Origin of the sequence: Sphingobium chungbukense (assembly GCF_001005725.1) — a bacterium.
Classification (GTDB): domain Bacteria; phylum Pseudomonadota; class Alphaproteobacteria; order Sphingomonadales; family Sphingomonadaceae; genus Sphingobium; species Sphingobium chungbukense.
The window spans coordinates 1,112,973-1,134,538 of record NZ_LBIC01000001.1; the positions used below are offsets into that span (position 1 = coordinate 1,112,973).

Genomic DNA, 21,566 nt, shown 5'->3' on the forward strand with positions numbered 1-21,566 from the left:
TCAAGCGAATTCGAAGTGCGGCAAGAGTCGAGCAACGCGGCCAGCGTCCGGATGCGGCTGGCGGATTATGTGGCTCGTCGCATCGCTGAGCATGGCGTGCGCCATGTTTTCATGCTGACCGGAGGCGGCGCCATGCATCTCAACGACGCCCTTGGTCGCGCCGAAGGGTTGCATTATGTCTGTTGCCATCATGAGCAGGCGGCGGCCATGGCCGCCGAAAGCTATGCTCGCCTTTCTGGCCGGATGGCGGCGGTCAATGTGACCACGGGTCCTGGCGGAATCAATGCGCTGAACGGCGTCCATGGCGCCTATACCGATTCCATTCCTATGATCGTGCTGTCAGGGCAGGTGAAACGGGAAACGCTGCGGCATAACGCCACGGTCCTCGTGCGCCAGCTGGGCGATCAGGAGGCCGATATAACCGACATGGTGAAGTCCATCACCAAATTCGCGGTCGCGGTTTCAAGCCCCCTCGACATCCGTTACCTGCTGGAAAAGGCGCTTTGGCTTGCCCAGAGCGGCCGCCCCGGCCCGGTATGGCTCGACATTCCCATTGATATTCAATCGGCGCTGATTGATCCGGCACAGTTGCGCGGTTTTGATCCCGTGGCGGAAGGCTACGGGCACAAATTTGCCGTTCCTGGTGAATATGGCTGGCTAACGGGCACCGATCTGGATCGTGCCGCACAGCAGGTCGTTTCCGCCATTCGCGAGGCACGTCGCCCGGTCTTGATGCCAGGCGCCGGTATTCGCATCGCCGGCGTGCATGAACCCTTCCTTGAACTGGCCGACAAGCTAGGTATCGCCGTCGCTCCGGCCTGGAATGCCCAGGATCTCGTTCCTGACGATCACCCTCTCTATGTCGGACGACCCGGAACCGTCGGTGACCGATCCGGCAACTTCGCCGTCCAATGCAGCGATCTGCTGCTGGTTCTGGGCTGTCGCCTCAATATCCGCCAGATCAGCTACAACTATGCCGGCTTCGCGCCAGACGCGAAGAAGATCATGGTCGATGTCGATGCGCCAGAACTGTTCAAGCCGACCATTTCGATCGACATGCCCATTCATGCCGATCTGCGGACCTTCGTCCCTGCCATGATCAAGGTGCTCGACGGATATGAGGCGCCTCCCGCCCATCGTACCTATGTCGACTGGGCCATGGAAAGACGGCGGCGCTATCCGGCTGTTCTCCCCGAATATTGGCAGACGCAAGGGGTCGTAAATCCCTATTGCTTCACCGAACGCCTGTTCGAAGCGCTTGAGCCGGACGAAGTCATTGTAATGGCCGATGCCACCGCCGCAGTCGTCACAGTGCAGGCGGCGAAGCTCAAAAAGGGTCAGCGCCTTTATTCTAATTCAGGCGCGGCCTCGATGGGCTATGATTTGCCCGCCACAATCGGTGCCTGGCATGCGATGCCTCCCACCGCGAAGCGGGTCATCTGCCTCGCCGGCGACGGAAGCATCATGCAGAATTTGCAGGAGTTACAGACGATCATCGGTCAAGGCATCCCGGCCAAGATTTTTCTCTACAACAATTCCGGCTATCACTCGATCCGGCAAACGCAGCAGGCCTATTTCGACGGTCACTCCGTCGGCTGCGGCCCTGATTCAGGGGTTACTTTCCCTGACTTCGGCAAAGTGGCGCAGGCCTTCGGCTTTGCCTACACGCGAACGTCCGAGCATGAAGATATGGTGCGTGCCATCGCTGACACCCTTGCTGCACCCGGTGCGGCAATCTGCGAAATCTTTATCGACAAAGAACAGAATTTCGCTCCGAAGGTTTCGTCGCGACGCCTTGAGGACGGCAGCATGGTCACCGCGCCGCTTCACGATCTCGCACCGTTTCTTCCTCGGGACGAACTGGTGGAAGCCATGCGAGTGCCCGAATGATGAGCCCTGTACAAAACATCATATTTGACCTCGACGGCACGCTCATCGACAGCGCGCCCGTTTTCGTGGAAATTCTGAACGAAATGCTGTGCGAGCGTGGCAGCGCCCGCCATGTCGGACTTACCGAAATCCGGCAATTCGCAAGCCTGGGCGGCCCGGCACTAGTCGGCGGGGTACTCGCCCAGGAATGTGGTGACCTCCGGCAGGAGGTTGTCGATTTTCGCGCGCGCTACGCACTGTACAAGACTCCGTTTGAATCCTTGTATGAAGGGGTCGCTGAGGGCGTAAAACAGCTCACGGCTCATGGATACAGGCTAGCTATCTGCTCCAACAAGCCGCAACAGCTTTGCGAGAAGGTCATAGGCGATCTGGAGCTGACCTCGCATTTTCCCGTCATCGTCGGCAGTTCCCCTGATCGAATGGCCAAGCCGGCGCCCGATTTGATGGAACTTGTCATGGCCGGGTTAGGCACAACGCCAGCGGAATGCCTCTATGTCGGCGACAGCGAGATCGATCATGCACTGGCCAGGGCGACAGGTGTGCGCTTCGCCTTTGTCACCTACGGCTATGCAACCGATCAGTTCGCTGCTGACCAATGCGAGCAGTTCAGTCGGTTTTCCGAGCTCGTCCAGTTCTTGAAGGAAGAACGGGAACCTTTGCAGTCCGCGCGTGGGGTCGCCTAGAAAGGCGGAGCCAAGGTGACCTTCACCGCCCACATAGCAGCAGCTTTGCGGCACAGCGAGCATCGCATTGTCCTGACCGGTGCCAGTGGATGGCTCGGCCGCGCTACATTGGACTTATTACAAAATGCGCTTGGCGACGCGTTTGCGGAGCGGGTGTTTTGTTTCGGATCGCGACAGGCTGAACTGCGCCTGTCCGAAACGCAACTGATCATGCAGCGGCCGTTGGTTGATCTCGTCAAGCTTCCCTACCAGCCGACATATCTGCTTCATTTCGCCTTCCTTACGAAAGATCGCGCTGAAACGATGCAGGAGGCCGATTATTGCGCCGCCAATCGCGTCATCCGGCAGTCGGTTCTTGATGCTCTTGATCCCATTGGCGTGGAGGCAGCGTTCATCGCTTCCTCCGGCGCCGCGCAATTTGCAGATGACATGCTCGCCAAGCCCGCGATGCGGCTGTACGGAATGCTGAAGCGGGAAGACGAAGATGTGTTCGCGGCCTGGGCTGAAGGTCGAGACAAAAGCTCGGTGATCGCGCGGATTTTCAATTTATCCGGCCCGCACATAAACAAGCTGCCAAGCTACGCGCTGTCATCTTTCATCCTCGACGCTCTTTCGGGAGGACCGGTGATCGTCCAGGCCCGTCATGATGTGCGCCGCGGCTATGTTGCAATACGCGAATTGATGTCGCTCGCATTCGCGTTGCTACTCGAACGGCGGCATGAAGTGGTCCGGTTCGATAGCGGAGGGGACGACATTGAACTGGGCGAGCTTGCCTCGACAATTGCGTCCCAGATGAACTGCTCCGTCGAACGCCCCAGCCGAGGCGGCGGTCCCGCAGATGTCTATCTTGGCGACGACCGAGACTATCGGCGCCTCCTTGACCGGCACCGCATAGATCGCGTGTCGCTCGCTGAACAGATCGATGAAACAGCGGCCTTCTTGAAACACGCGTCCGCTCTGGGCGCTTCACAGGATTCCTATGCTTAGCCCCTCCGCAACGCCTGAAATCTCGGTTGTCATTCCCTGCCTTAATGAGGAGGAGAATGCTGCGGCGATCGCGAACGCCGTGACCAAGCAATTGGAGCCCCTTACCGACAGCTTCGAAATCATTTTCATCGACAATGGTTCAACAGACGGAACAGCGGCTATTGTCCGGAACCTGTGTGCGCGTGACGCACGCATTCGATTAATCATCAACACGCGAAATTTCGGCCAGTTGCGTTCTCCAGCACATGCGCTGTTCCAAGCGAGGGGACGAGGAATTATCGGCATTGCCGCCGATTTTCAGGATCCTCCCGAACTCATCCCCGAACTCGTTCAACGTTGGCGCGCGGGGACAGATATTGTGCTGGGCGTCAGCGAGACGAAAAAAACCTCTCCTCTCTACTCGAGCTTGCGCAAATTATCCTATGATCTGCAACGTAAGTTCGGCGACTATCCGATCATCCCCAATGCCACGGGCTTTGGTATTTATGATGCCAAAGTAATCCGCACTATCAGAGAGCTAAACGAGCCAGAACCGTTTGTTCGCGGGCTGCTCATAGAAACAGGCTATACCATCGACACGGTGGCGTTCAAACGGCCCGATCGCGCCGCTGGCCGTTCGAAAAATGGCTTCTTTGCTCTCCTCGACTTCGCGCTATCAGCCCTTGCCTACTCCTCAAAGGGTCTGCTTCGTGCGCCACTTTATTTCAGCTTCATCGCCTTTGCGGCAACCATTGTCAGCATGCTGGGCGCAGCGTGGTCGATCGTTTGGGCTCAAAATCCTAGAATGTGGATGTTTGCCGCACTGCTGGAATTTCAATTTGGGCTGTTATTCCTCTTCTTAGGCATACTCGGCGTGCAGGTTCGCCTGATCTCTGACCGGACTCGGGGAATGCCACTGGTGATTGAACGGGAACGCGTTAACTTCGCGCCTGAGGACTGACGCATGACGCCACTTTCTTCATCAGCGCTAAGGGTTTGGCGTTATTATAAAGTCGGTGTCATTAACACGCTGTTTGGTTACGGCCTTTATGCGCTGCTGCTGTCGATAGGCCTAAACATGTATGCTGCCCAGATCATAGGGCACATTATTGGGGTCGCCTTCAATTATTTCACCTATAGTCGGCACGTTTTTCAAGATGCGGCCGCATCGAAGCTCCGTTTCATAATCTCTTACACACTGAATTATGCTGTTGGTCTCGTTTTACTTGCAATTTGTGCAATCATCTTGCCTTCACCTTATCTCGCAGGATTGTTGGCGACGGTGATCACCTCGATCATCAATTTCCTTGTTTTGCGGAGATATGTATTCGCGTCCGGCCGACATGCAGTGCCGTTACCACGGCCAGCGGTAGTCAGTGAGAATATTGACCATGCCTCCTTTCGATAGCCCACGCGACGCGGACCGCCTCATCGTTTACGGCCTGGGAACCGTAGGGCAAGCCATCGTCGATGATCTGCTGGCCGAGGGTATCAACATCGAACTCATCCTTGATCGCGGAAAAGGTGGGGAGAGCTACCGGAACATTCCGGTCCTGGCGATCGAGGACGCTGGCGATAACCGCCTTACTGGCAAAACAATCCTTATCGGACTCCACAATCATTATGTCGACATCAACCTATTGCATGCCAGCCTCCTTGCAGCAGGCGCGGCCCGGATACTGAGCCCCATAAATTTACCGGAGTTGGCCCCGCAAGCCCGGACACGGCCGGGCTACTGGCTTGATCCAGGCTTCAGCTATGCGGCGCACCAATGCGAATTTGCGCGCATACGTAACCTGCTTGCCGACGAGATCAGTCGAAGCCTTTTCGACGCCATCCTGGCTTATCGCCAGAGCGGGAATATCGCGGAATGCCCCGTGCCCAGCCTAGAGGATGAATATACCCCGATCGGCCTGTAGGGCGACATTTACGGAGGCCGGTTGGCGTCAATTATGATGGCCGGTAAGCGGCCGCACCGAGTGGTGGGATTTGGGTATCACGCGAGCCTTGTAGTGGCAACGGGCCTTGGGCAACCGGATGTTGGTAATTGTCGCTGGCGCCGGTGGTGAAGGCAGCTGTGGCATTGCGGGAGTAATTGACGGTGGCGACAATTACCTGGTGTCGCAATGCCTTATGCGGAATGCTCCCTGGACGCGAGGTTGGCGACAATTACGATGGCCGGTCCGATGCCGGGCCGGTTGGGTGATTATTGGCTGGTTCGATGCGACTGATGGCGGAGCGTTTTCGGTAGCTCTCGCCGTTCATCTCGATGATGGTTGAGTGGTGAACGAGGCGGTCGATGGCGGCGACACTCATGGCGGGATCTGGAAAAACGTTGTCCCAAGCGGAAAATGGCTGGTTGGCGGTGATCGCGATCGAATGGCGCTCGTAGCGATGGGCGATGAGCTCGAACAGGGCGCTGGTCTCGACCTGATCCTTGCGGACATAGGACAGATCGTCGAGCACGATGAGGTCGTACTTGTCGAGTTTGTCGAGCATGGAGGGCAGACTGAGATCGCGGCGCGCAGCCTGAAGTTTCTGGACCATATCGGTGGTGGAGCAGAACAGGACCCGGCGCCCAGTATCGATAAGCGTATGGCTGATCGCCGAGATGGCGTGCGTCTTGCCGGTGCCCGACTGTCCGAAGAACAACAGGTTGCCCCCATTGTCGATCCAACCATCGCCTGTTGCGAGCGAGAGCAGATGGGGTTTGCGCACACCAGGGGCAGCGTCGAAATCGAAGGTGGCGAAGGTCTTGCCTGCTGACAGGCCGGACTGGTCCCGATGCCGCTGGATACGCCGCGTGGTGCGTTCGGCCATCTCGATCTCGAGAAGCGAGGCGAGCAGTTGAACAGCAGGCCATCCATCCCGATCGGCGGTATCGGTAAGCCGCTTCCAGTTGCGGTTGATGCTGGGCAGGCGCAGGGCCTTGAGCATGGTGGGCAGCACGGCTGCGGCTTGATCCTTGGTCCGGGTCATCAGCGCAACTCCATGCTGGTAAGCAGGCTGTTATATCCGCGCGGATCCGGTGGTGGGATCGTCACCTCGTGCCTGGCTCGAAGGGTCGGAAGAAACTCCTGCCTGAGCGCGGTGACATCGGGGAGACGACCAGCATCGAGTGCCGCGTCGATGCGCAGAGCCAGCGCGTCGACACAATCTCCTCTTGCCGCGATATCGAGCAGGGCGACGGTGTCACGGCAGGCTTGGTGGGCATCAAGCTGGTCGTCGAAGGCTTGCCATGCCCGCCTGTAGGCGTGGGCGGGGAACAGGGCGTCGCGGTATACCAGGTTCCGCAATGCCCCGGGCTTGCGCCTCAGGTTGGCGATCATGTGGCGAAAATCGATCTGGTGGCCTCTTTGGGGATGCGGCATACGGACCCGTGGGGTGGTCATCACCTTGTCGGGGCCGAGGAATAGATCGATGCGGTCATCGAAGAGATGGGCGTGCAGCCGACGACCGACCAGGCGGGAGGGGACCGAATAGATGACCCTGTCGATAGGAACGGTGCCGTTACGGCTGACATCAACCGCGATCATGGCAAAGTCTGTGGTGCGGTGTGCTGGCAGGCGTCCCAGCAGGCGGCGTTCCTCGTCGACGAGCCTGGCCTTGCGGCGGTTCTGCTTGGCGACTTCGGCTTCTACAAAATCGCGCCAGGCGCCGAGGCTGTCGAAGTCCCGGCTGCCCCGGCGACGCAGGGCTTGGTCGAGGCGTCGCTTGAGATGGCCATGAGGGCCTTCGATCGAGCCGTTCTCGTGGGCCTCGCCGCGGTTGTTGCGGGTCGCGATCATGCCGTAATGACGGCAAAGGTCGTCGTAGCTGCGGGTGAAATCCCGCTGCGCATCGGCGTCGAGGTTCTTGTAGGCAGCGGACAGGGAATCGCTGCGGTGCTCGACCGGGACGCCGCCCAGCTTCCACAGCGCATCCTGCAGATGCTCGGACAGGGCGGCAAAGCTCTCGCCCCCCAGTACGACAGCGGCATGCTCCCAGCCACTGCAGGCCAGGCGGAAATGATAGAGCCGGTGGGCGAAAGGCTCGCCGGTGATGGTGACCTTCAGGTCGTCGCAGACCGTGAAATCCGATAGGCCCTGCCGCCCGCTCTCGTGGCGCTGCGGGAAGAATATCTCCTTCTCCTCGCCATGCAGCGCCCGCCAGCGGGCAATCCGACGTTCGAGCGTGCGCCTGATCCTGTCGGGAACGGCCTCTTCGCCAAACTCGTCCTGTAGCGTCTCGAAGATGGTGACGGCGAGAATGCCGTCGATCTTGAGCAACTCCTCGATACGGGGCCAGAAAGGCTCAAGAGGATCGGCGCGGGTGCGCCAATGGCGTCCCTGCTTCTTCTGGGAAGGCAAGCGCGGATCGTTCTCGATCCGGCGTGCGCTACGCTCGCTAATACCGGCCTTGGCGGCCGCAACGGACTGGGTGTGATGGCGACGTTCAACCATGAAAAGAAATACCTGCTGATCGGAAAGGTGGTGGCCCGGCATCGCAACCCATCGCTTCAATGTTCGATGAGTGTTCCGATACCACCGCTCGCCGCAGCCCGATCCGCACTCCCGCGCAGGGGAGAAAAGATCGCCATCGGTTGTCTGGCCTGCTCTCCGGTCGGGGCTCCGCCCCTCCCTGCGATCAGGCCAGACAACCGATCCTACCGGCCATCATAGTTGCCGCTGAACCGGCCATCGTAAATGTCGCCGCGCACGGCCTGCCCCGCTTTGCGGAACCATTGCGGATCATTGACTGCGGCGCCTTTACTGGCGTTGCCATCCACAAATTCCTCAAGGCGGGATATGAAATAGCGAGTTTCGTCGCATTCGAGCCGGATCCCGCCAATTTCGCAATATTGGCTTCGCGCAATTTTCCAGTTGATCGAAGGATTTGCCTACCGCTCGGGACCTGGTCAACGACGCGGCAATTGAGCTTCGCGAGCAATGGATCAATGGCCAGCCACTTAAGCGATGCTGGCGACACAACCATTCAATGCGTCGCTATAGATGATATCCTTTATGGAGAGCAAATAAATCTAATTAAAATGGATGTTGAAGGCGCGGAAGTAGAAACTCTCAAAGGAATGCGGAATATCATCGAACGGCAGAATCCTCACCTACTCATTTCCGCCTATCACGCCCCGGAGCACCTATATGAGATTGTCGACCTAATCAATTCTTGGAACTTGCGATATAAATTTCATCTCAAAGTGCACGAATACAATACTTTCGGAACAGTTATTTACGCGTTTCCTGACGATGGAATGGGCTAATCATCCGACCTGATACGCCCCATTTATTCACAGGCAACAGCAATTACGCTAGCCGACACGCCACTTGCAGGATATGCACTTCAGATCCGGCGACATCGGTTACAAGTTCATTCCTTTTCAAAATGTCAAATCCGCAATTTTCCAACAGAGCATCCATGGATGATTGCGAATAAAAATTCACATGTTCATGCCAGTGTCGTTTTTTATTTTCTTTATTTTCCATGCCATTACGCATCACTTCTTCATAAGGAACCTCGATGTAAAGGACAGATTCTTTATCCATTGCTTCGCGAACTAAGCGCAAGACATCCGATGGATAGGGAATATGCTCGAGAATTTGCGCACAAACTATCAAGCGATATTTTGATGATGTCGCCTGTTCGCGAGTGACAACCCTCGCATTTCCCTCGACCGCCTTGCCGCTTATATCGAATATGTCCAAACTAACGCGCCGCTTCTCGAAGGGCGTGTTCGCTCCGGTGTCACCGCCCCAGTCCAAGATGGTCAACGGATCTTTGACGAAGGCCGATAGAAATTCCTCTATATCACCTTTGTAGGTAATAGATTGGGACAATCTATTATTCCGCTCACGATAGCCAGGCTCGTAACATTCTCGCAAACTTACATAGGCTTCTTCACGGTAACCCGAATAGATGGAATTCATCTCTTCGTCTGAAAATCTAATGTCGCAGAAAAGGTGCCCGCACCTACGGCACCTTAGCGTCTTACATATTGAATAGGCATTTCCATTCTGGATCGTTTTCAATCCCCAGCTATCGTCGATGATAACAGGTCTCCATCCAAATGCCCGATCGGCAACGAAAGGCATCAAGATCGCAGGCGAAGCGGCCAAGTCTTCTGATCCGCAGCACACACAGAAAGAAGCCAGCCGCTGAGGTGCAAATGTCGCACGCGCTAACTCATTCTTGAATTCCATTTTCAGCCCCCGAACTCGATCTTTGTCGCATATAGTAACGACCTTGGCGAAATATTGCGAAGCGGCAGGCCACTACCCTGCACGCGATTTAGCTATGAGGACATGTGGCCGCAATTTTGCATTTCAGCAAGACTTCAGCCCTTTCCGGCGCGCGGCGGTAAAACGCTCGGGCGGCTTCACGAAGCTACGAGCATCGCCGGTAGAAAAGCCGCGACAGGCTACTCCCTCTCATAGTCTGAGCTGAATCGGTTGAAGGGAGCTACCCGCTTGCCTCTCCCTCTCACCGCCGATTTCGCTCCAGCAACCGATGCAGACTGGCGACCGGAACGAGCGTGGCCGAACCGATCTTGACCACATCGATCGCCCCTTGCTGGATCAGTTCATAGAGCTTTGACCGCCCGATCCCGGTCATCCTAACTGCGGTCCCGATGCGGACGCTGATCGGCGCGATCATATGATCCTCTGGAGCTTGAGGCTCCTCTAAAGGCAATGATCTGGGCTCGACAAAATTCCGTGTGATACGACGCATGAGAAATTCCTTTTGATAGCGATACGGTGAAAATCAGGCCGGATTGGCGGGTCCGAATGGCCCATTGGGCCTGCTTTGCTGCTGGATCGATCCCCCGTCTGCGCCACTTCTCTGCCCGATCAGGCGTATGTCCGTGGGACGATGGCGATCGTTGCTCGTCTCGGAACTGTCGACATCGTCTGGAGCGTTGGCAGCGGTTGGATCGAGAGTTTCCGGCTCTATCGGTTCCAGCCGAACCGCCGGTTGCGTCCGATCGACATAGGCGGGCTGATCCGCCTTTGCGGGATGATAGCGATCGGTGAACCGGATCACCGGAAGGTCACGCCCAAACCGCAAATAGCCGGTCAGATTGGGCAGGTTCACGATCTCGGTCGGAAGCACCAGCGGCCGCGTAACCTGCGTCCGAGAGAGGCTGACCCCGTCGCGCATGTCATTGACGCCGTAGGACATCCCTTCATTGGCCTCCACCTGCTCAACCTGCCCGAGGTTGCTGGAGATATGCCGCGCGGTGGGTTCGTCATTGGCCCGAAGCGCGACCCAGGTGGAACAATAGCCGGTCAGCGCCGCCGCCTCCTGCCGACCATAGGTCGCCTCAAGCTGGGGATAGGATTGGAACCTCAATATGCCGCAGCCACCATATTTTCGAGCACGGGCCAGGAAATCCGAAAGCGACGGCAAGCGTTGCAGCGAGGGCAATTCGTCGATGACGCAGTTCTGTTCCTTCAGGCCGCGCATCACCGCGACCAGCGTGCCGCGCGCCGACTTCGCCCAGAAAGGATCCTTGCCGCTATCGGGCACGACCGATTCCGCGATCTGGTCGTAATGATAGTCGATCGGCGCATCCATCCAGGGCGCCCATTGCGACGATCGACTATCGAAGGGATTGAGGATGATGTCCTTGCCCGGGCGGTAGAAGCGTTCGACGAAGCTCCCCGCCGTGTCATAGACGATCGCGCGCTTGCCCTCCTTGCGGATGCCCTCAAGCATGACGTGGAGGATGTTGGTCTTCCCTGTCCCGGGGGCGCCGCTCAGTAGCAGATGCTCCGGCTCGAAGGCGGCGGGAATCTGGATGCCGCCGACCTTGAGGCAGCCCTTGGGCAGTCGCCGCAAGCGCCGCCGCAACTCCCGCGCCTTACCTCCATGCATGCGGGAAGTTGCGTGCCACAGAGGCTCAATATCAGCTGCTCTTGGAGAAGATCACATGCTCTCCTTCCGTATCCGTGGGAAAAATGGGATTTACTACATTCGCGGAACAGTCGCGCTCGGCCGCGAGCGGATCACGGTCAAGGAATTCAGTACAAAAACGAGTGACCGCGATGCTGCATCGCACCTGATGGCGGAATACGAGACGAAGCTGCGTCACCAGCTGATGTTCGGGCCCGCCGCCATCGTGGCGCAAGGCAAAATAGCTGACGCGTTTGAAAGCTACCTGACAAAGGCGAAGCCGCCCTGCCCGTCCGATGTCCTGCGCATCGGCAAGCTCAACGGATTGATCGGCGACTTTTCCCTGCGCGAGCCCAAGCAGGCGTGGGAACATTTTCGTCGCGCTTATCTGACCGGCCATGACCCGGCGGGCCAGGATCGCTATCGCGCCGTGTTCCAGGCCGCGATCAACGTCCATCACGACCTGCACGACCTTCCGCCCTTGCGCATCAAGGCGATCCCGTTCGACAATGAACGGGTGCGCTTTCTCAGCAAGGAAGACCGCGACCGGCTGATCGAGGCCTACTCACCGCACATACAGCCGATCATCACCCTGCTCGCCTTCCATGGCCCACGCGTCCAGACGGCATTGCAGCTCCCGTGGGGTGTCGAGGGCGTCGATATGGAGCAAGGATCGATCCGGCTTAACCACAGCAAGAATGCCGTCATCCGGTCCGTTCCGATGCATCCCCGCGTCATGGACGTCCTGCGTCCGATCTGGGAGAAGCGAGGGCAGCCGACAAAGGGGCATGTTTTCCTCAACCGGTTGGGCAAGCCCTATTCCGACACCCGCAAGGCGAAGATCGTAAGCGGTGCCGCGGCCCCACCTTGCGGCCGTAAAGGGTAGTCCCGAGTCTGCGCCTCCTGATCAGGATGGAGGACGCTGGTGCTATGACGATGCCATGTGACGATGCTGGCACCAGCAAGGTTCAGCGGTTCGAGGTTTTCACCGGTGCAGGCCAGCGGCGGGACCGGCCGCCCGACGTGAAGGCTGCGATCATCGCGGAGAGCTATTCCAAGCAGGAGACGGTCTGCGCCGTTGCTCGTCGGCACGGCCTTAGCCCATCGCAGTTGTTCACCTGGCGGCGGCAACTGCGCAAGCAGATGGAGGCTCGCGGCGTGACGCTGCCAGTGGCCCCCACGATGGCGCCTGCGTTTGTTCCGGCGATCATTGAGGAGCCACCGTCGATCGAGCCGTTCCGGCAAAGCGTCCGTGCAAGCGCCGGCCTGGCAGGGACAGCGCGGTCGAGTTGGAGATTGACGGCGTAGCGGTGAAGATCGGTCGCGGCGCGGATGCTGGCATTATCGCGGCGGTCATCGAAGCGCTCAGGGCGACGCGATGATCGGACCAGGAGTTGGTGCCCGCGTGATGGTGGCGACCCGCCCTGTGGACTTTCGCAAAGGGCCGGACGCCTTGGCTGCGTTGGTGAGCGCGCAATATGGCGGTGATGCATTTTCCGGCGTGATCTACGTCTTCCGGGCCAAGCGTGCCGACCGGATCAAGCTGATCTGGTGGGATGGGACCGGGCTGTGCCTGATGGCGAAGCGTCTGGAGCAAGGCAGCTTCAAGTGGCCTGGCATCCAGGACGGAGTGATGCGTCTTTCTGCCGCTCAGCTTGGTGCGCTTCTGGAGGGATTGGACTGGCGCCGGGTCCATGGCGGCCGTCGACCACAGGCCCCGCAGATTGCCGGTTGACGGGGCCTTGCTCCGCTGATTCACTGCTGCAATGCTCACGCAAGCGGACCTGCCGGAAGACATCGACGCGCTCCGCGCGCTCGTGCTGGAGCAGTCCCGGATGCTGGCGGAAGAACGGGCCGCAGCTGAGGTCCGGGTGGCAGAGCTGAACGTCGCCAAGAGCGAAGCGGACGCCGAGATCGAACGCCTCCAGTCGATCATCCAGGCCTTCATGCGACATCGCTTCGGCAGCCGGTCCGAACAGCTCGATGCCGATCAGTTCCAGCTGGGCCTGGAAGATGTCGAGACGGCGCTTGGGCATGCTCGCGCTGCCAGAGAAGCGGTTGCGCCGCGTTCCCGCAGCGATCAGCCCCGCAAGACCAACCGCGGCTCATTGCCCGCGCATCTCGAGCGGATCGAACAGATTGTCGATATCGACGACAAGGCCTGCCCTTGCTGCAGGGGACTGCTCCACCAGATCGGCGAAGACGTCGCTGAGCGCCTGGACGTCGTGCCCACCATCTTCTGCGTGCTGGTGACACGCCGCCCGCGTTATGGCTGTCGCTCCTGTGAAGGCGCGATCGTCCAGGCGCCTGCTCCGGCGCGGATAGTCGAAGGCGGGATTCCGACCGAAGCGTTGATCGCCCAGGTGCTGGTGTCGAAGTATGCCGATCATGTTCCGCTATACCGGCAGGCTCAGATCTATGCCCGGCAGGATATCAGGCTCGATCGCTCCACCCTGGCGGACTGGGTGGGCCGGGCAGCATGGTATCTGCGGCCGCTGCGCGACCGGACCCTTGAGGAGTTGCGGCGATCCGAGCGCCTGTTCGCAGACGAGACTACCGCGCCGGTGCTTGACCCAGGACGCGGCAGAACGAAGACCGGCCAGCTATGGGCCTATGCCCGCGATGATCGACCATGGGGTGGCGCAGGTCCGCCGATGGTCGCCTATGTCTATGCGGCAGACCGCAAGGCCGAGCGGCCCGACATCCACCTTGGAGACTTTGCAGGCATCCTGCAGGTCGATGGCTATGGCGGTTACACAGCGCTCGCCAAACGCCGCGGACAGCGCTCAGCCTCGCATTCTGCTGGTCCCATGTTCGGCGCAAATTCTATGATCTAGCCGCCAGTTCGCCGGTCGCGGCCGAGATATTGCGTCGGATCGCCATGCTCTATGCCATCGAAGACGAGGTGCGCGGCTCGACCGCTGAACACCGCCGCCTTCAGCGCTCCGAACGCAGCCGCATCATCATCGAGGATCTCAAGCTCTATCTCGATGGCCGGCTCCGGCAGATCAGCGCCAAGAGCAAGCTGGCTGAAGCCATTCGCTATGCGACCACCCGCTGGGCTGGCCTCGTCCACTTCATCGACGACGGCCGCATCGAACTCGACACCAACACCGTCGAGAGATCAATCCGCCCCTTGGCTTTGAACCGAAAGAACGCGCTCTTCGTCGGCTCCGACGAAGGTGGCAACAACTGGGCGGTCATCGCCACGCTCATCGAAAACTGCAAGCTGGGCGGCATCAATCCTCATGACTGGCTGACCCAGACCCTCAGCGCGCTCGCCAACGGCCATCCCGCCAATCGCGTTCATGAGCTCATGCCCTGGATCAACGTGGGCTGAGAACGTCGCTTACCGAAGATCCCCGGCGGCAATCCGATCAAGAACCAGCACGCCACCGCTTGCAGGCGTGCCGAGATAGAGGATTTCACCGTCCATGACTGGCGCCACCACTGGGCGTCCCACTGCGTGATGGCGGGCATCGACCTCATCACCATCATGAACATGGGCGGCTGGAAATCGCTCCGGATGGTGCAGCGCTATTCCAGCGTCAGCGTTGACCATATGCGGACGGCGATCAACAAACTAAGCTGAGGCAGGTATTCTAGACCAAGAGAGTTTTTGTGCAAACCGCACCGTCGGCTCCATTTCCCGCCGGAACCGACAGCTTGGCAAAGGCGGGTTGCGAGATCGGCAGCATCCGGTCAGCGGAAGGCGACTTAGTGCTCAACACATAGGAATGCGTAAAAATGCGTGTTCGGCCACTTGTTATATTCAGCAGGATAGGGATCGATTCGAGTGATAGAGAACAAGCGCTTGAGGCGTTCCTCCTCATCATCGACGCATGGATATATCGCCGCATAGTCCATGCCCAGATCATTTGAATAGGCGTCGACGAGTACCTCCTCCGCAATGCCGAACTGGCTTTTGACAATTAGCTTGCCGCCTGGGCGAAGCATTTGCCGCAATGTGCCATATATCTGCATTCGATCATCGGCGTCAGGTATCGAATTTATGACACCGAACAGAAGGATGATGTCGAACTGCCTGTCTCTGCTATAATCAATAGCGTCAGCAACTTCTGTGCTCAGATTGGGCCGTTTGTCTGCAAAATCCAACATTCCCGGATATTTGTCGACAGCGTGAACGTGAACCGTTTCCCGAGCAGCAATGGCATTCGCAAGAGCGCATGTGCCGCATCCCAGATCAAGTATTGTTGCGCCGCTGGTAAGATGCGGCTCGATCAATTCCAGATCGCAGGGCGTGAACTCGGGATGGAAGCGGGCGGCCTCCACCGCTGACTGGCGTGATCGAACCTCCCAGAAACGATCAATCTTTGCACCATCGATCTTGCTATTCATCAAAGGCCCTCCCACGCGTCACGATATTGCTGCATCCAAACCAGCGCGCGTTCATAATCGTCGATCGTATCCACCTCTGTTGCGCGCACTTCGACCACGCGCAGCGGCAGCAGCGGCTCCAATATGTGATAAACGTGCCGCTCAGCTCGGCCCTCTTCATTGGCTTGACGAAGTTGCTCGGCAGCTATTCTGGCAAGCCCGGACCATTCGGCAGCTCCCCTCTCCATTGAGAAGGCAGTAACCATCATACCAGTCTTGTCATGACATGTTTCGACCATCACAGGCTGGGAACTCGAAATAGGGAGGCAGCCGACCAGCGCCGTGGGTGCATCGAGGAAATTCCGGAAATCCTGGGGGGCCACAAGCAAGTCGCCGTCGAGCGAGACAATATCCCCTTCCACACCCGTGGCAGCAAGGCATAAGCTCTTGGCCGTCCCCGTAGTCTGATAGGCATGATTGAAGACGAAGGTGACGTCGCGCCTGAGGGTAAGCGCGCACGCAATCACCTGTTCTGCCTGATGCCCCACGACTACCCTGACATCCTCAACGTCACGCAGCATCGCAAGTTGCCAGTGCAGCAGAGGTTTGCCGCAGATGTCGATCAACGCCTTAGTCATGCCCATGCCCAATCGGGTCGCCATGCCCGCGCAATTGATCACAACTGTCGGAGAAAACGGCACAGCGCGGCTCCATCGTAAATCGCGTGGGTTGCCGCTCTCAGCAGTGATGGCGCAGGTGGATGAACGCCGCCAAAGGCGACCGCAACATCCGCGGTCTCCAACATACCCAGATCATTGTGGCCATCGCCAATGGCGGCGAATGGACGAGGGATGGTCCGCGCTGCAACGCGTTTGTCGACGATGCTAGTCAGGTCGACGATCCGATCGCCCTTCACGAGGGCTGTTGATGAAATGAGTTGCGCACCAAGACGGACGCATAGCGCCCCAACCCACACGTCGAGGTTCCCGGTAACGATGTAGCAGCGGTCGGCTTTCTGCTGGAAGAAGGCAACGATATGCGGATCGAGGTGCACGCTCTCCACGATATTGCGCACAGTCGAGACAGGGATGCCCTGCAAGAGCTTTACCCTCTCCCGAAAGCTGTAGGCGAACGGTATCCGCCCCGCCAGTGTGAGTTCCGTAAGCTTTGCGATTTCGTCACGCAGTCCGACCGCTTCCGCGATGCGGGGCAGCAACTCTTCGGATGTGATGGTGCCATCCAGATCGAAAGCGAAATGCCAATTGCACATCTGTACCCCCATGTCGGCGTCACCCCGTCGCTTCATAGAGCCTCGACAATGGTGGCCGCCTTATCGAAATCGAAGGGCGCTATGACCGACGGAGCGCGCGATGGGATCCGTTCGGGATGGTCACGCCAAGACGTAAGCAGTTCCCAAGCCCGGTCAGGAGCGTGAACCGTTACTCCGGGAAGAGCCTGCCAATGATCACGGAGATACCATGATTCGACCGAGCCGTCGTCTATACACAGGGTCGGCACCCCCCTCAACGCCGCCTCGGCGCAGATGGACGAAAGTCCGTTTGATACCACGGCATGCGATTGGTCGATAAGAACGCTGGACTGAACCGAAGCGTCAAAGACCTGGCATCCTGCACCACCAGCCAAATCGATCATCGCCTGAGTGCCTGGGAAAGCGGGCGCCTTGAACAGCGGACGAAGGGTGAGAAGATCCCTGTAGACCTCCTCGAACAGCCCGGCCGGGCGCGCGAGCCAAGCCCCGATCTCGGAGGGCAACCAGGCAATCTGCAAAGGCGTTCGAGCGATTTCAGGGATGTTATCCTGTGCAGCTTTTATCCACCCGACATTCTCGCAGCGGACATAGGTCGAGAGATACCACCAGCTATCCGACGGCATCAAAATTGCGTCGAACAGCGTCAATCCGACAATCTCCGACCCCTTGATCGGAGACAGCAGGTCATGAGGCACGAAGTAGCTGCGATCGGGCTGCAACACGCCCTGCAATTCGGGCACGTTCAGAACATCCAGATCGGTCCCGTAATAAATATGATAGTGGTGCCCATTCATGTAGGGATGTTGTGAACTGACCAGAATACGTCGCTTCGCGCCAAGCGCATGCGCCACGGCATCACGCCAATCTGCGCGCATCATGTCGATCTCGATGCAGTGCCGCCCCCGCTTCCTGAGGAAGGCGGCCAACGGCGCGAGCGAGTATTCGCTACCCACCCCAGCGAAAACATAGCAAGTTGCATCTTCAGCCATGCACGTCATCCCGAAGGGGGCATGCCGTCAAAGATTTGCTTGCAAACAGCCAGGCCATCTCGCCCTTGCCCAGCAGCATCGGCGCAGCGGCGCCGTGATCGTCAGCTATACAGTCCAGTCCTTCCAACATGATCGAGGATGAAGCAATGAAGCGGTCCCGGCGATTACCGTCAGACGAGCCCGCGAGGGAATGGACGCGAGTGAATCCTGCTGCGTGAAGGGCAGACCTCGCGGCGCGTGCCGTGGTGATGTCAGGTGTCGACTGCTGCATGAAATCGGCTGGTGGAACCACAACGGTCCCATCCTCGGCCACCAGATGCATGTCGACAAGGCCGAAGCTCATACGCCGCGCATCGGCTGACAGCACTAGCGCGGAAATGTCTGTCCGCCAGGAAATCGAAATGCGGGGCGCGGCCGCCGTAAACGGAACGGTGATCCATTCCGATGGCGCAGCGGCGCTCATGCATTGCCCACCCATGTCAATTATCAAGTCGCCTGTCGCTCCCGGCCGCGTCATGGTGTGGAACTTGAGCGCCAGGGCGTCACCCGACTGACGGAGCAGACAAATCTCAGCCTCAATTTGGGATCGCTCGCTATTAGCCCATATCCAGACATTTGCATCGCTGCTTTCCACCCAGGAATGGCCCGACACCCAGCGGCAGGCCGCAAAAAGCGGTGATCCCTCAAAGGGCAGGACAATCCGATCCCGAACCTTGTTGGCCAGCGTGGAGAGATGACCAGCATTGCTGACAATCGCCTCCCCCCAGCTTGCATCGCTAACTACGAGAATGTCGCAAGCGGGAAGGCAAATAGCGAGAGCCGAAGGATCTATGCACCGCGGGCCGCCTTGCAGATCGCGAGGTGCCGAAGCCACTTCAGCCAGCGACCCAGGAATGAAAATTCCGACAACCCGCGCCCTTGGCAATAGCGGCGCTAGGGCCTGCGCGAATGTCCCTGCAATCACGACATCTTTGCCAGCGCAAAATTCGGCCAGAGCAGTCAGCGGCAGAGAGCGGGCCGTGGCCGCTTCATCTCGCTCGGCCAACTTCTGGTAGAAATCCAGCACTTTGTTAAATCTGCCTTTCTGCACATTAAAGCCTCGTCATCGCACTCCGATGCAAAGTGTGTCAACCAAGACCTCGCTCGCCCACACCAATCGCGCGTCGCAAGTTTTGAAGAAAATACGCCATTATCGAGCAATTTAACAACGAAAGCAGGTGCAAAATATATCAAGGATCGATATTCTTGCAATTTGCAAATTAATCAATTTATAGATTCTGACGACAAAAAATCATTATGCATATTTACGCACCAAAAATCCAACAACACTTCAATTTTCTTTTTTTAACTAATAAACATGAATGCTTCATCAATGCAATCACCCCTCGTTTGCCTTTCCCAAGGTTAAACTAGACAATCCAAGGCCAAGACGGCATGACCGGCCCGCCTGCGGGCTCTGCCCGACATTGTATGATCTTAATAGGGGGAACTTCATGGTCTTACAGCATGCCCAGCAAAACGCACAAACATGGCTGTTTGAAGTGGCAGCTCCGTTCTGGGCGAGTCAGGGCGTGCATGCCGATGGTATGTTCGTGGAGGCCTTTTCCCGCGAAGGGAAACCTCTGGACAATATCCGGCGCCTGATGGTTCAAGCGCGACAGATTTACAGCTTCTGCGAAATCGGTCGGCTTGGATGGAGCGGACCCTGGCGCGAGACCGTCGCACGCGCAACGGATCATCTTGTGAACAGAGGTATTTCCAGCAATGGCGAATTTGTTCATGCGTTCGATGCGAGCGGCGTCGTGGCGGATGATCGAACCGATCTCTACAATCAAGCTTTCGGCCTCTTCGCGTTGGCCCACGCCGCAGAAGCGCTGGGCCGCAAGGACCTATTCGACCTCGCCGAACGGGTATTGGACAGGCTGGAAGATCGCTGGAGTCGCCTTCAGGGCGGATATTGGGAGGGAGATATCACACCTTGCCCGCCTTTCCGCCAGAACCCCCACATGCACCTGTTCGAAGCTGGCCTTGCCCATTACAATTTTACCGGCAATCCGCGCTGGAAGGAGTTCGCGACCCGGATAGCGGTGATGTTCAAGGGGCGCTTTCAGGAAAGCGCTTCGGGTGCCGTAACCGAATATTTCGACGAAAACTGGAAACCACTGCCGCCGCCTGAAGGCCTCATCGTGGAGCCGGGCCACTGCCTGGAGTGGGCCTGGCTCTTCGAGGTCGCCTTCGACCCTATCCGCTGCACCACCACGGCCGAACAACTGTTGGGCTTTGCTCGGAAATGGGGCATCTGCGATCAACGGAACCTTGCCATAAACCAAGTCAGCCTAAGCGGAGAGGTGATCGACGGGCGCGCCCGGCTCTGGCCGCAGACCGAACGGCTGAAGTCCGCCGTGGCGCGCCATCGTCGGACCGCGATGGAAGCAGACGAGCAGGAGATCGTGGCTGCCTATGACGGACTGACCCGCTACTTCGATCCGAATTGTCCAGCTATTTGGTATGATAAAATGGACGAGACAGGACAGCCGCTCGATGAACCGGCGCCAGCCAGTTCCTTTTACCATATCGTTTGCGCCATTTCGGAACTCCTGAAGGCCTGACCCATGGCTAGCAACCTTCAATCTGATGGCCGGGCCAGCGGGACTTTCTCATCGAAATGCTCCCGCACATACAGGGATGAGGGTTTCACCAAGTTCATCCATCGGGCTATTTCATCCACGTGGTGCTTCGGCAGTCCAACGCCTCCTTTTCGCTTCAATAATGATGCCGTAGAGGATTTGCACCCTGCCCTGCCTTGACCTCAGGGCGGGCGCAAGGCAACTCAGCCATCGCGAAGCAAGCGGACGAACCATGCACATGGCGATTGTTAGGGCAAAGTGATAGTATGGCGATCTCATTTCTGCGTACCCCAAGATCCAACCGCACAAGCAATGACTTCCTGATACGCGCGCGTGCGCCGCTACGGCTAGGCTTGGCTGGCGGCGGTTCCGACGTGTCGCCCTATTGCGATGAATATGGTGGGGCGATCCTTAATGTAACGATCGACAAGTTCGCCTACGCCACCGTTCAGCCCCGATCCGACGACATGGTCGTATTCCGATCCAGCGATCTGGACGTGACGGAAACATTCAATGTCGGCTCCGAGCCAGTGGCAGATAGCCGCCTCAAACTGCACTACGGCGTATACCGCCGGATCATGGACGAATTCAACGGCGGAAACCGGATTCCCCTCACACTCACCACAGAGGTGGAAGCGCCTTTGGGTTCAGGTCTGGGGTCCTCCTCATCGCTCGTAGTGGCAATGGTGCTTGCTCTTAGCGAACTCGTCGCCGTCCCGTTGGGCGAATATGACCTTGCCCGCCTCGCTTATTCCATCGAACGGAGCGATCTCGGGCTGGCCGGCGGTAAGCAGGACCAGTATGCCTGCGCCTTTGGCGGATTCAACTTCATGGAGTTCTACGCGAACGACCGTGTCGTCGTAAACCCGCTTCGGATCCGCCCGGACATCCATAATGAGATAGAGTCCTCGATCCT

General features: G+C 58.2%; 22 protein-coding genes and 2 pseudogenes. 14 read left to right on the forward strand and 10 right to left on the reverse strand.

Annotated features, from left to right (window positions below; all coding sequences use genetic code 11):
- The first annotated feature begins 51 nt into the window (after positions 1–51).
- From YP76_RS05600 to YP76_RS05620, 6 genes are read left to right on the forward strand one after another with little or no spacing between them, the layout of a single operon-like run.
- Positions 52–1,890 carry a thiamine pyrophosphate-binding protein gene (locus YP76_RS05600; RefSeq protein WP_046762668.1) on the forward strand — a complete coding sequence of 613 codons (1,839 nt, stop codon included), beginning with the start codon at positions 52–54 and terminating at the stop codon, positions 1,888–1,890.
- Complete coding sequence (locus YP76_RS05605) at positions 1,887–2,573, forward strand: HAD family hydrolase (RefSeq protein WP_046762513.1); 687 nt, start codon at positions 1,887–1,889, stop codon at positions 2,571–2,573. The genes YP76_RS05600 and YP76_RS05605 overlap by 4 nt, the downstream gene beginning before the upstream one ends.
- A gap of 15 nt (positions 2,574–2,588) precedes the next feature.
- The gene (locus YP76_RS05610; RefSeq protein WP_084733029.1) at positions 2,589–3,560 is read left to right on the forward strand and encodes an NAD-dependent epimerase/dehydratase family protein; all 972 of its coding nucleotides are present in this window, start codon (positions 2,589–2,591) and stop codon (positions 3,558–3,560) included.
- Positions 3,553–4,500, forward strand: coding sequence for a glycosyltransferase family 2 protein (locus YP76_RS05615; RefSeq protein WP_046762515.1), 948 nt, complete (start codon positions 3,553–3,555; stop codon positions 4,498–4,500). Before YP76_RS05610 ends, YP76_RS05615 begins: the two co-directional genes overlap by 8 nt.
- Before the next feature lie 3 nt (positions 4,501–4,503).
- On the forward strand, positions 4,504–4,947 hold the full coding sequence (locus YP76_RS26880; RefSeq protein WP_084733030.1) for a GtrA family protein: 444 nt from the start codon (positions 4,504–4,506) through the stop codon (positions 4,945–4,947).
- Entirely contained in the window at positions 4,931–5,458 is a 528-nt protein-coding gene (locus YP76_RS05620) for a hypothetical protein (RefSeq protein WP_046762516.1), read from the forward strand. The genes YP76_RS26880 and YP76_RS05620 overlap by 17 nt, the downstream gene beginning before the upstream one ends.
- A gap of 250 nt (positions 5,459–5,708) precedes the next feature.
- Here the strand turns inward: YP76_RS05620 and istB are convergent, their stop codons facing one another.
- Both istB and istA read right to left on the reverse strand, forming a co-directional pair.
- Positions 5,709–6,518: an IS21-like element helper ATPase IstB gene (gene istB / locus YP76_RS05625; protein ID WP_024018982.1), complete on the reverse strand. Its 810-nt coding sequence runs from the start codon at positions 6,516–6,518 to the stop codon at positions 5,709–5,711.
- Positions 6,518–8,023, reverse strand: a complete 1,506-nt coding sequence (gene istA / locus YP76_RS05630; RefSeq protein WP_024018981.1) for an IS21 family transposase — start codon at positions 8,021–8,023, stop codon at positions 6,518–6,520. Before istA ends, istB begins: the two co-directional genes overlap by 1 nt.
- 17 nt (positions 8,024–8,040) lie before the next feature.
- Between istA and YP76_RS26885 the strand changes: the two genes are divergently transcribed.
- A complete protein-coding gene (locus YP76_RS26885; protein WP_084733031.1) occupies positions 8,041–8,796 on the forward strand; it encodes an FkbM family methyltransferase in 756 nt (251 codons plus the stop codon).
- A gap of 43 nt (positions 8,797–8,839) precedes the next feature.
- Here YP76_RS26885 and YP76_RS26890 read toward each other — a convergent pair whose 3' ends face one another.
- From YP76_RS26890 to YP76_RS05645, 3 genes and pseudogenes are all read right to left on the reverse strand, one after another.
- Positions 8,840–9,733, reverse strand: coding sequence for a class I SAM-dependent methyltransferase (locus tag YP76_RS26890; RefSeq protein ID WP_084733032.1), 894 nt, complete (start codon positions 9,731–9,733; stop codon positions 8,840–8,842).
- A 280-nt stretch (positions 9,734–10,013) separates the two neighbouring features.
- Positions 10,014–10,187: a helix-turn-helix domain-containing protein gene (locus YP76_RS05640; RefSeq protein ID WP_046762518.1), complete on the reverse strand. Its 174-nt coding sequence runs from the start codon at positions 10,185–10,187 to the stop codon at positions 10,014–10,016.
- A 303-nt stretch (positions 10,188–10,490) separates the two neighbouring features.
- A pseudogene (locus YP76_RS05645) lies at positions 10,491–11,399 on the reverse strand (type IV secretion system DNA-binding domain-containing protein); the annotation flags it as partial.
- 64 nt (positions 11,400–11,463) lie between these two features.
- Here YP76_RS05645 and YP76_RS05650 point away from each other — a divergent pair.
- From YP76_RS05650 to YP76_RS05670, 5 genes and pseudogenes are all read left to right on the forward strand, one after another.
- Positions 11,464–12,312 carry a tyrosine-type recombinase/integrase gene (locus YP76_RS05650; protein ID WP_232307454.1) on the forward strand — a complete coding sequence of 283 codons (849 nt, stop codon included), beginning with the start codon at positions 11,464–11,466 and terminating at the stop codon, positions 12,310–12,312.
- Positions 12,313–12,356: 44 nt separating this feature from the next.
- A complete protein-coding gene (locus YP76_RS05655; RefSeq protein ID WP_232307455.1) occupies positions 12,357–12,734 on the forward strand; it encodes a transposase in 378 nt (125 codons plus the stop codon).
- 70 nt (positions 12,735–12,804) lie between these two features.
- Positions 12,805–13,161, forward strand: a complete 357-nt coding sequence (gene tnpB / locus YP76_RS05660) for an IS66 family insertion sequence element accessory protein TnpB (RefSeq protein ID WP_046762519.1) — start codon at positions 12,805–12,807, stop codon at positions 13,159–13,161.
- A gap of 31 nt (positions 13,162–13,192) precedes the next feature.
- Positions 13,193–14,766 (forward strand): annotated as a pseudogene (gene tnpC / locus YP76_RS05665) (IS66 family transposase).
- Positions 14,767–14,802: 36 nt separating this feature from the next.
- Positions 14,803–15,018, forward strand: a complete 216-nt coding sequence (locus YP76_RS05670; protein ID WP_269748617.1) for a tyrosine-type recombinase/integrase — start codon at positions 14,803–14,805, stop codon at positions 15,016–15,018.
- Positions 15,019–15,143: 125 nt separating this feature from the next.
- Here YP76_RS05670 and YP76_RS05675 read toward each other — a convergent pair whose 3' ends face one another.
- From YP76_RS05675 to YP76_RS05695, 5 genes are read right to left on the reverse strand one after another with little or no spacing between them, the layout of a single operon-like run.
- Positions 15,144–15,785 (reverse strand): class I SAM-dependent methyltransferase, encoded by a 642-nt coding sequence (locus tag YP76_RS05675; protein ID WP_046762520.1) that lies wholly within the window; start codon positions 15,783–15,785, stop codon positions 15,144–15,146.
- A complete protein-coding gene (locus tag YP76_RS05680) occupies positions 15,785–16,426 on the reverse strand; it encodes an NTP transferase domain-containing protein (protein ID WP_046762521.1) in 642 nt (213 codons plus the stop codon). Before YP76_RS05680 ends, YP76_RS05675 begins: the two co-directional genes overlap by 1 nt.
- A gap of 14 nt (positions 16,427–16,440) precedes the next feature.
- Entirely contained in the window at positions 16,441–17,046 is a 606-nt protein-coding gene (locus YP76_RS05685; protein ID WP_198147427.1) for an HAD family hydrolase, read from the reverse strand.
- Between the two features lie 20 nt (positions 17,047–17,066).
- Positions 17,067–18,023: a hypothetical protein gene (locus YP76_RS05690; RefSeq protein WP_046762522.1), complete on the reverse strand. Its 957-nt coding sequence runs from the start codon at positions 18,021–18,023 to the stop codon at positions 17,067–17,069.
- Positions 18,016–19,089, reverse strand: coding sequence for a hypothetical protein (locus YP76_RS05695; protein ID WP_046762523.1), 1,074 nt, complete (start codon positions 19,087–19,089; stop codon positions 18,016–18,018). Before YP76_RS05695 ends, YP76_RS05690 begins: the two co-directional genes overlap by 8 nt.
- A gap of 400 nt (positions 19,090–19,489) precedes the next feature.
- Between YP76_RS05695 and YP76_RS05700 the strand changes: the two genes are divergently transcribed.
- Both YP76_RS05700 and YP76_RS05705 read left to right on the forward strand, forming a co-directional pair.
- Entirely contained in the window at positions 19,490–20,632 is a 1,143-nt protein-coding gene (locus tag YP76_RS05700; RefSeq protein WP_198147428.1) for an AGE family epimerase/isomerase, read from the forward strand.
- A 284-nt stretch (positions 20,633–20,916) separates the two neighbouring features.
- On the forward strand, positions 20,917–21,566 hold a 650-nt coding region (locus YP76_RS05705), incomplete at its 3' end, for a GHMP family kinase ATP-binding protein (RefSeq protein ID WP_046762525.1).

What these genes read in the sequence shown, in the direction of transcription:
- YP76_RS05615 (WP_046762515.1), top strand. Translation starts at nt 3,553, where the DNA reads ATGCTTAGCCCCTCCGCAACGCCTGAAATCTCGGTTGTCATTCCCTGC.
- YP76_RS05655 (WP_232307455.1), top strand. Translation starts at nt 12,357, where the DNA reads ATGACGATGCCATGTGACGATGCTGGCACCAGCAAGGTTCAGCGGTTC.
- YP76_RS05600 (WP_046762668.1), top strand. Translation starts at nt 52, where the DNA reads ATGCGGCTGGCGGATTATGTGGCTCGTCGCATCGCTGAGCATGGCGTG.
- YP76_RS05675 (WP_046762520.1), bottom strand. Translation starts at nt 15,785, where the DNA reads ATGAATAGCAAGATCGATGGTGCAAAGATTGATCGTTTCTGGGAGGTT.
- YP76_RS05680 (WP_046762521.1), bottom strand. Translation starts at nt 16,426, where the DNA reads ATGGCGACCCGATTGGGCATGGGCATGACTAAGGCGTTGATCGACATC.
- tnpB (WP_046762519.1), top strand. Translation starts at nt 12,805, where the DNA reads ATGATCGGACCAGGAGTTGGTGCCCGCGTGATGGTGGCGACCCGCCCT.
- YP76_RS05620 (WP_046762516.1), top strand. Translation starts at nt 4,931, where the DNA reads ATGCCTCCTTTCGATAGCCCACGCGACGCGGACCGCCTCATCGTTTAC.
- YP76_RS05640 (WP_046762518.1), bottom strand. Translation starts at nt 10,187, where the DNA reads ATGATCGCGCCGATCAGCGTCCGCATCGGGACCGCAGTTAGGATGACC.
- YP76_RS05690 (WP_046762522.1), bottom strand. Translation starts at nt 18,023, where the DNA reads ATGGCTGAAGATGCAACTTGCTATGTTTTCGCTGGGGTGGGTAGCGAA.
- istB (WP_024018982.1), bottom strand. Translation starts at nt 6,518, where the DNA reads ATGACCCGGACCAAGGATCAAGCCGCAGCCGTGCTGCCCACCATGCTC.
- YP76_RS26885 (WP_084733031.1), top strand. Translation starts at nt 8,041, where the DNA reads ATGTTCGATGAGTGTTCCGATACCACCGCTCGCCGCAGCCCGATCCGC.
- YP76_RS05650 (WP_232307454.1), top strand. Translation starts at nt 11,464, where the DNA reads ATGCTCTCCTTCCGTATCCGTGGGAAAAATGGGATTTACTACATTCGC.
- istA (WP_024018981.1), bottom strand. Translation starts at nt 8,023, where the DNA reads ATGCCGGGCCACCACCTTTCCGATCAGCAGGTATTTCTTTTCATGGTT.
- YP76_RS05685 (WP_198147427.1), bottom strand. Translation starts at nt 17,046, where the DNA reads ATGGGGGTACAGATGTGCAATTGGCATTTCGCTTTCGATCTGGATGGC.
- YP76_RS26890 (WP_084733032.1), bottom strand. Translation starts at nt 9,733, where the DNA reads ATGGAATTCAAGAATGAGTTAGCGCGTGCGACATTTGCACCTCAGCGG.
- YP76_RS26880 (WP_084733030.1), top strand. Translation starts at nt 4,504, where the DNA reads ATGACGCCACTTTCTTCATCAGCGCTAAGGGTTTGGCGTTATTATAAA.
- YP76_RS05605 (WP_046762513.1), top strand. Translation starts at nt 1,887, where the DNA reads ATGATGAGCCCTGTACAAAACATCATATTTGACCTCGACGGCACGCTC.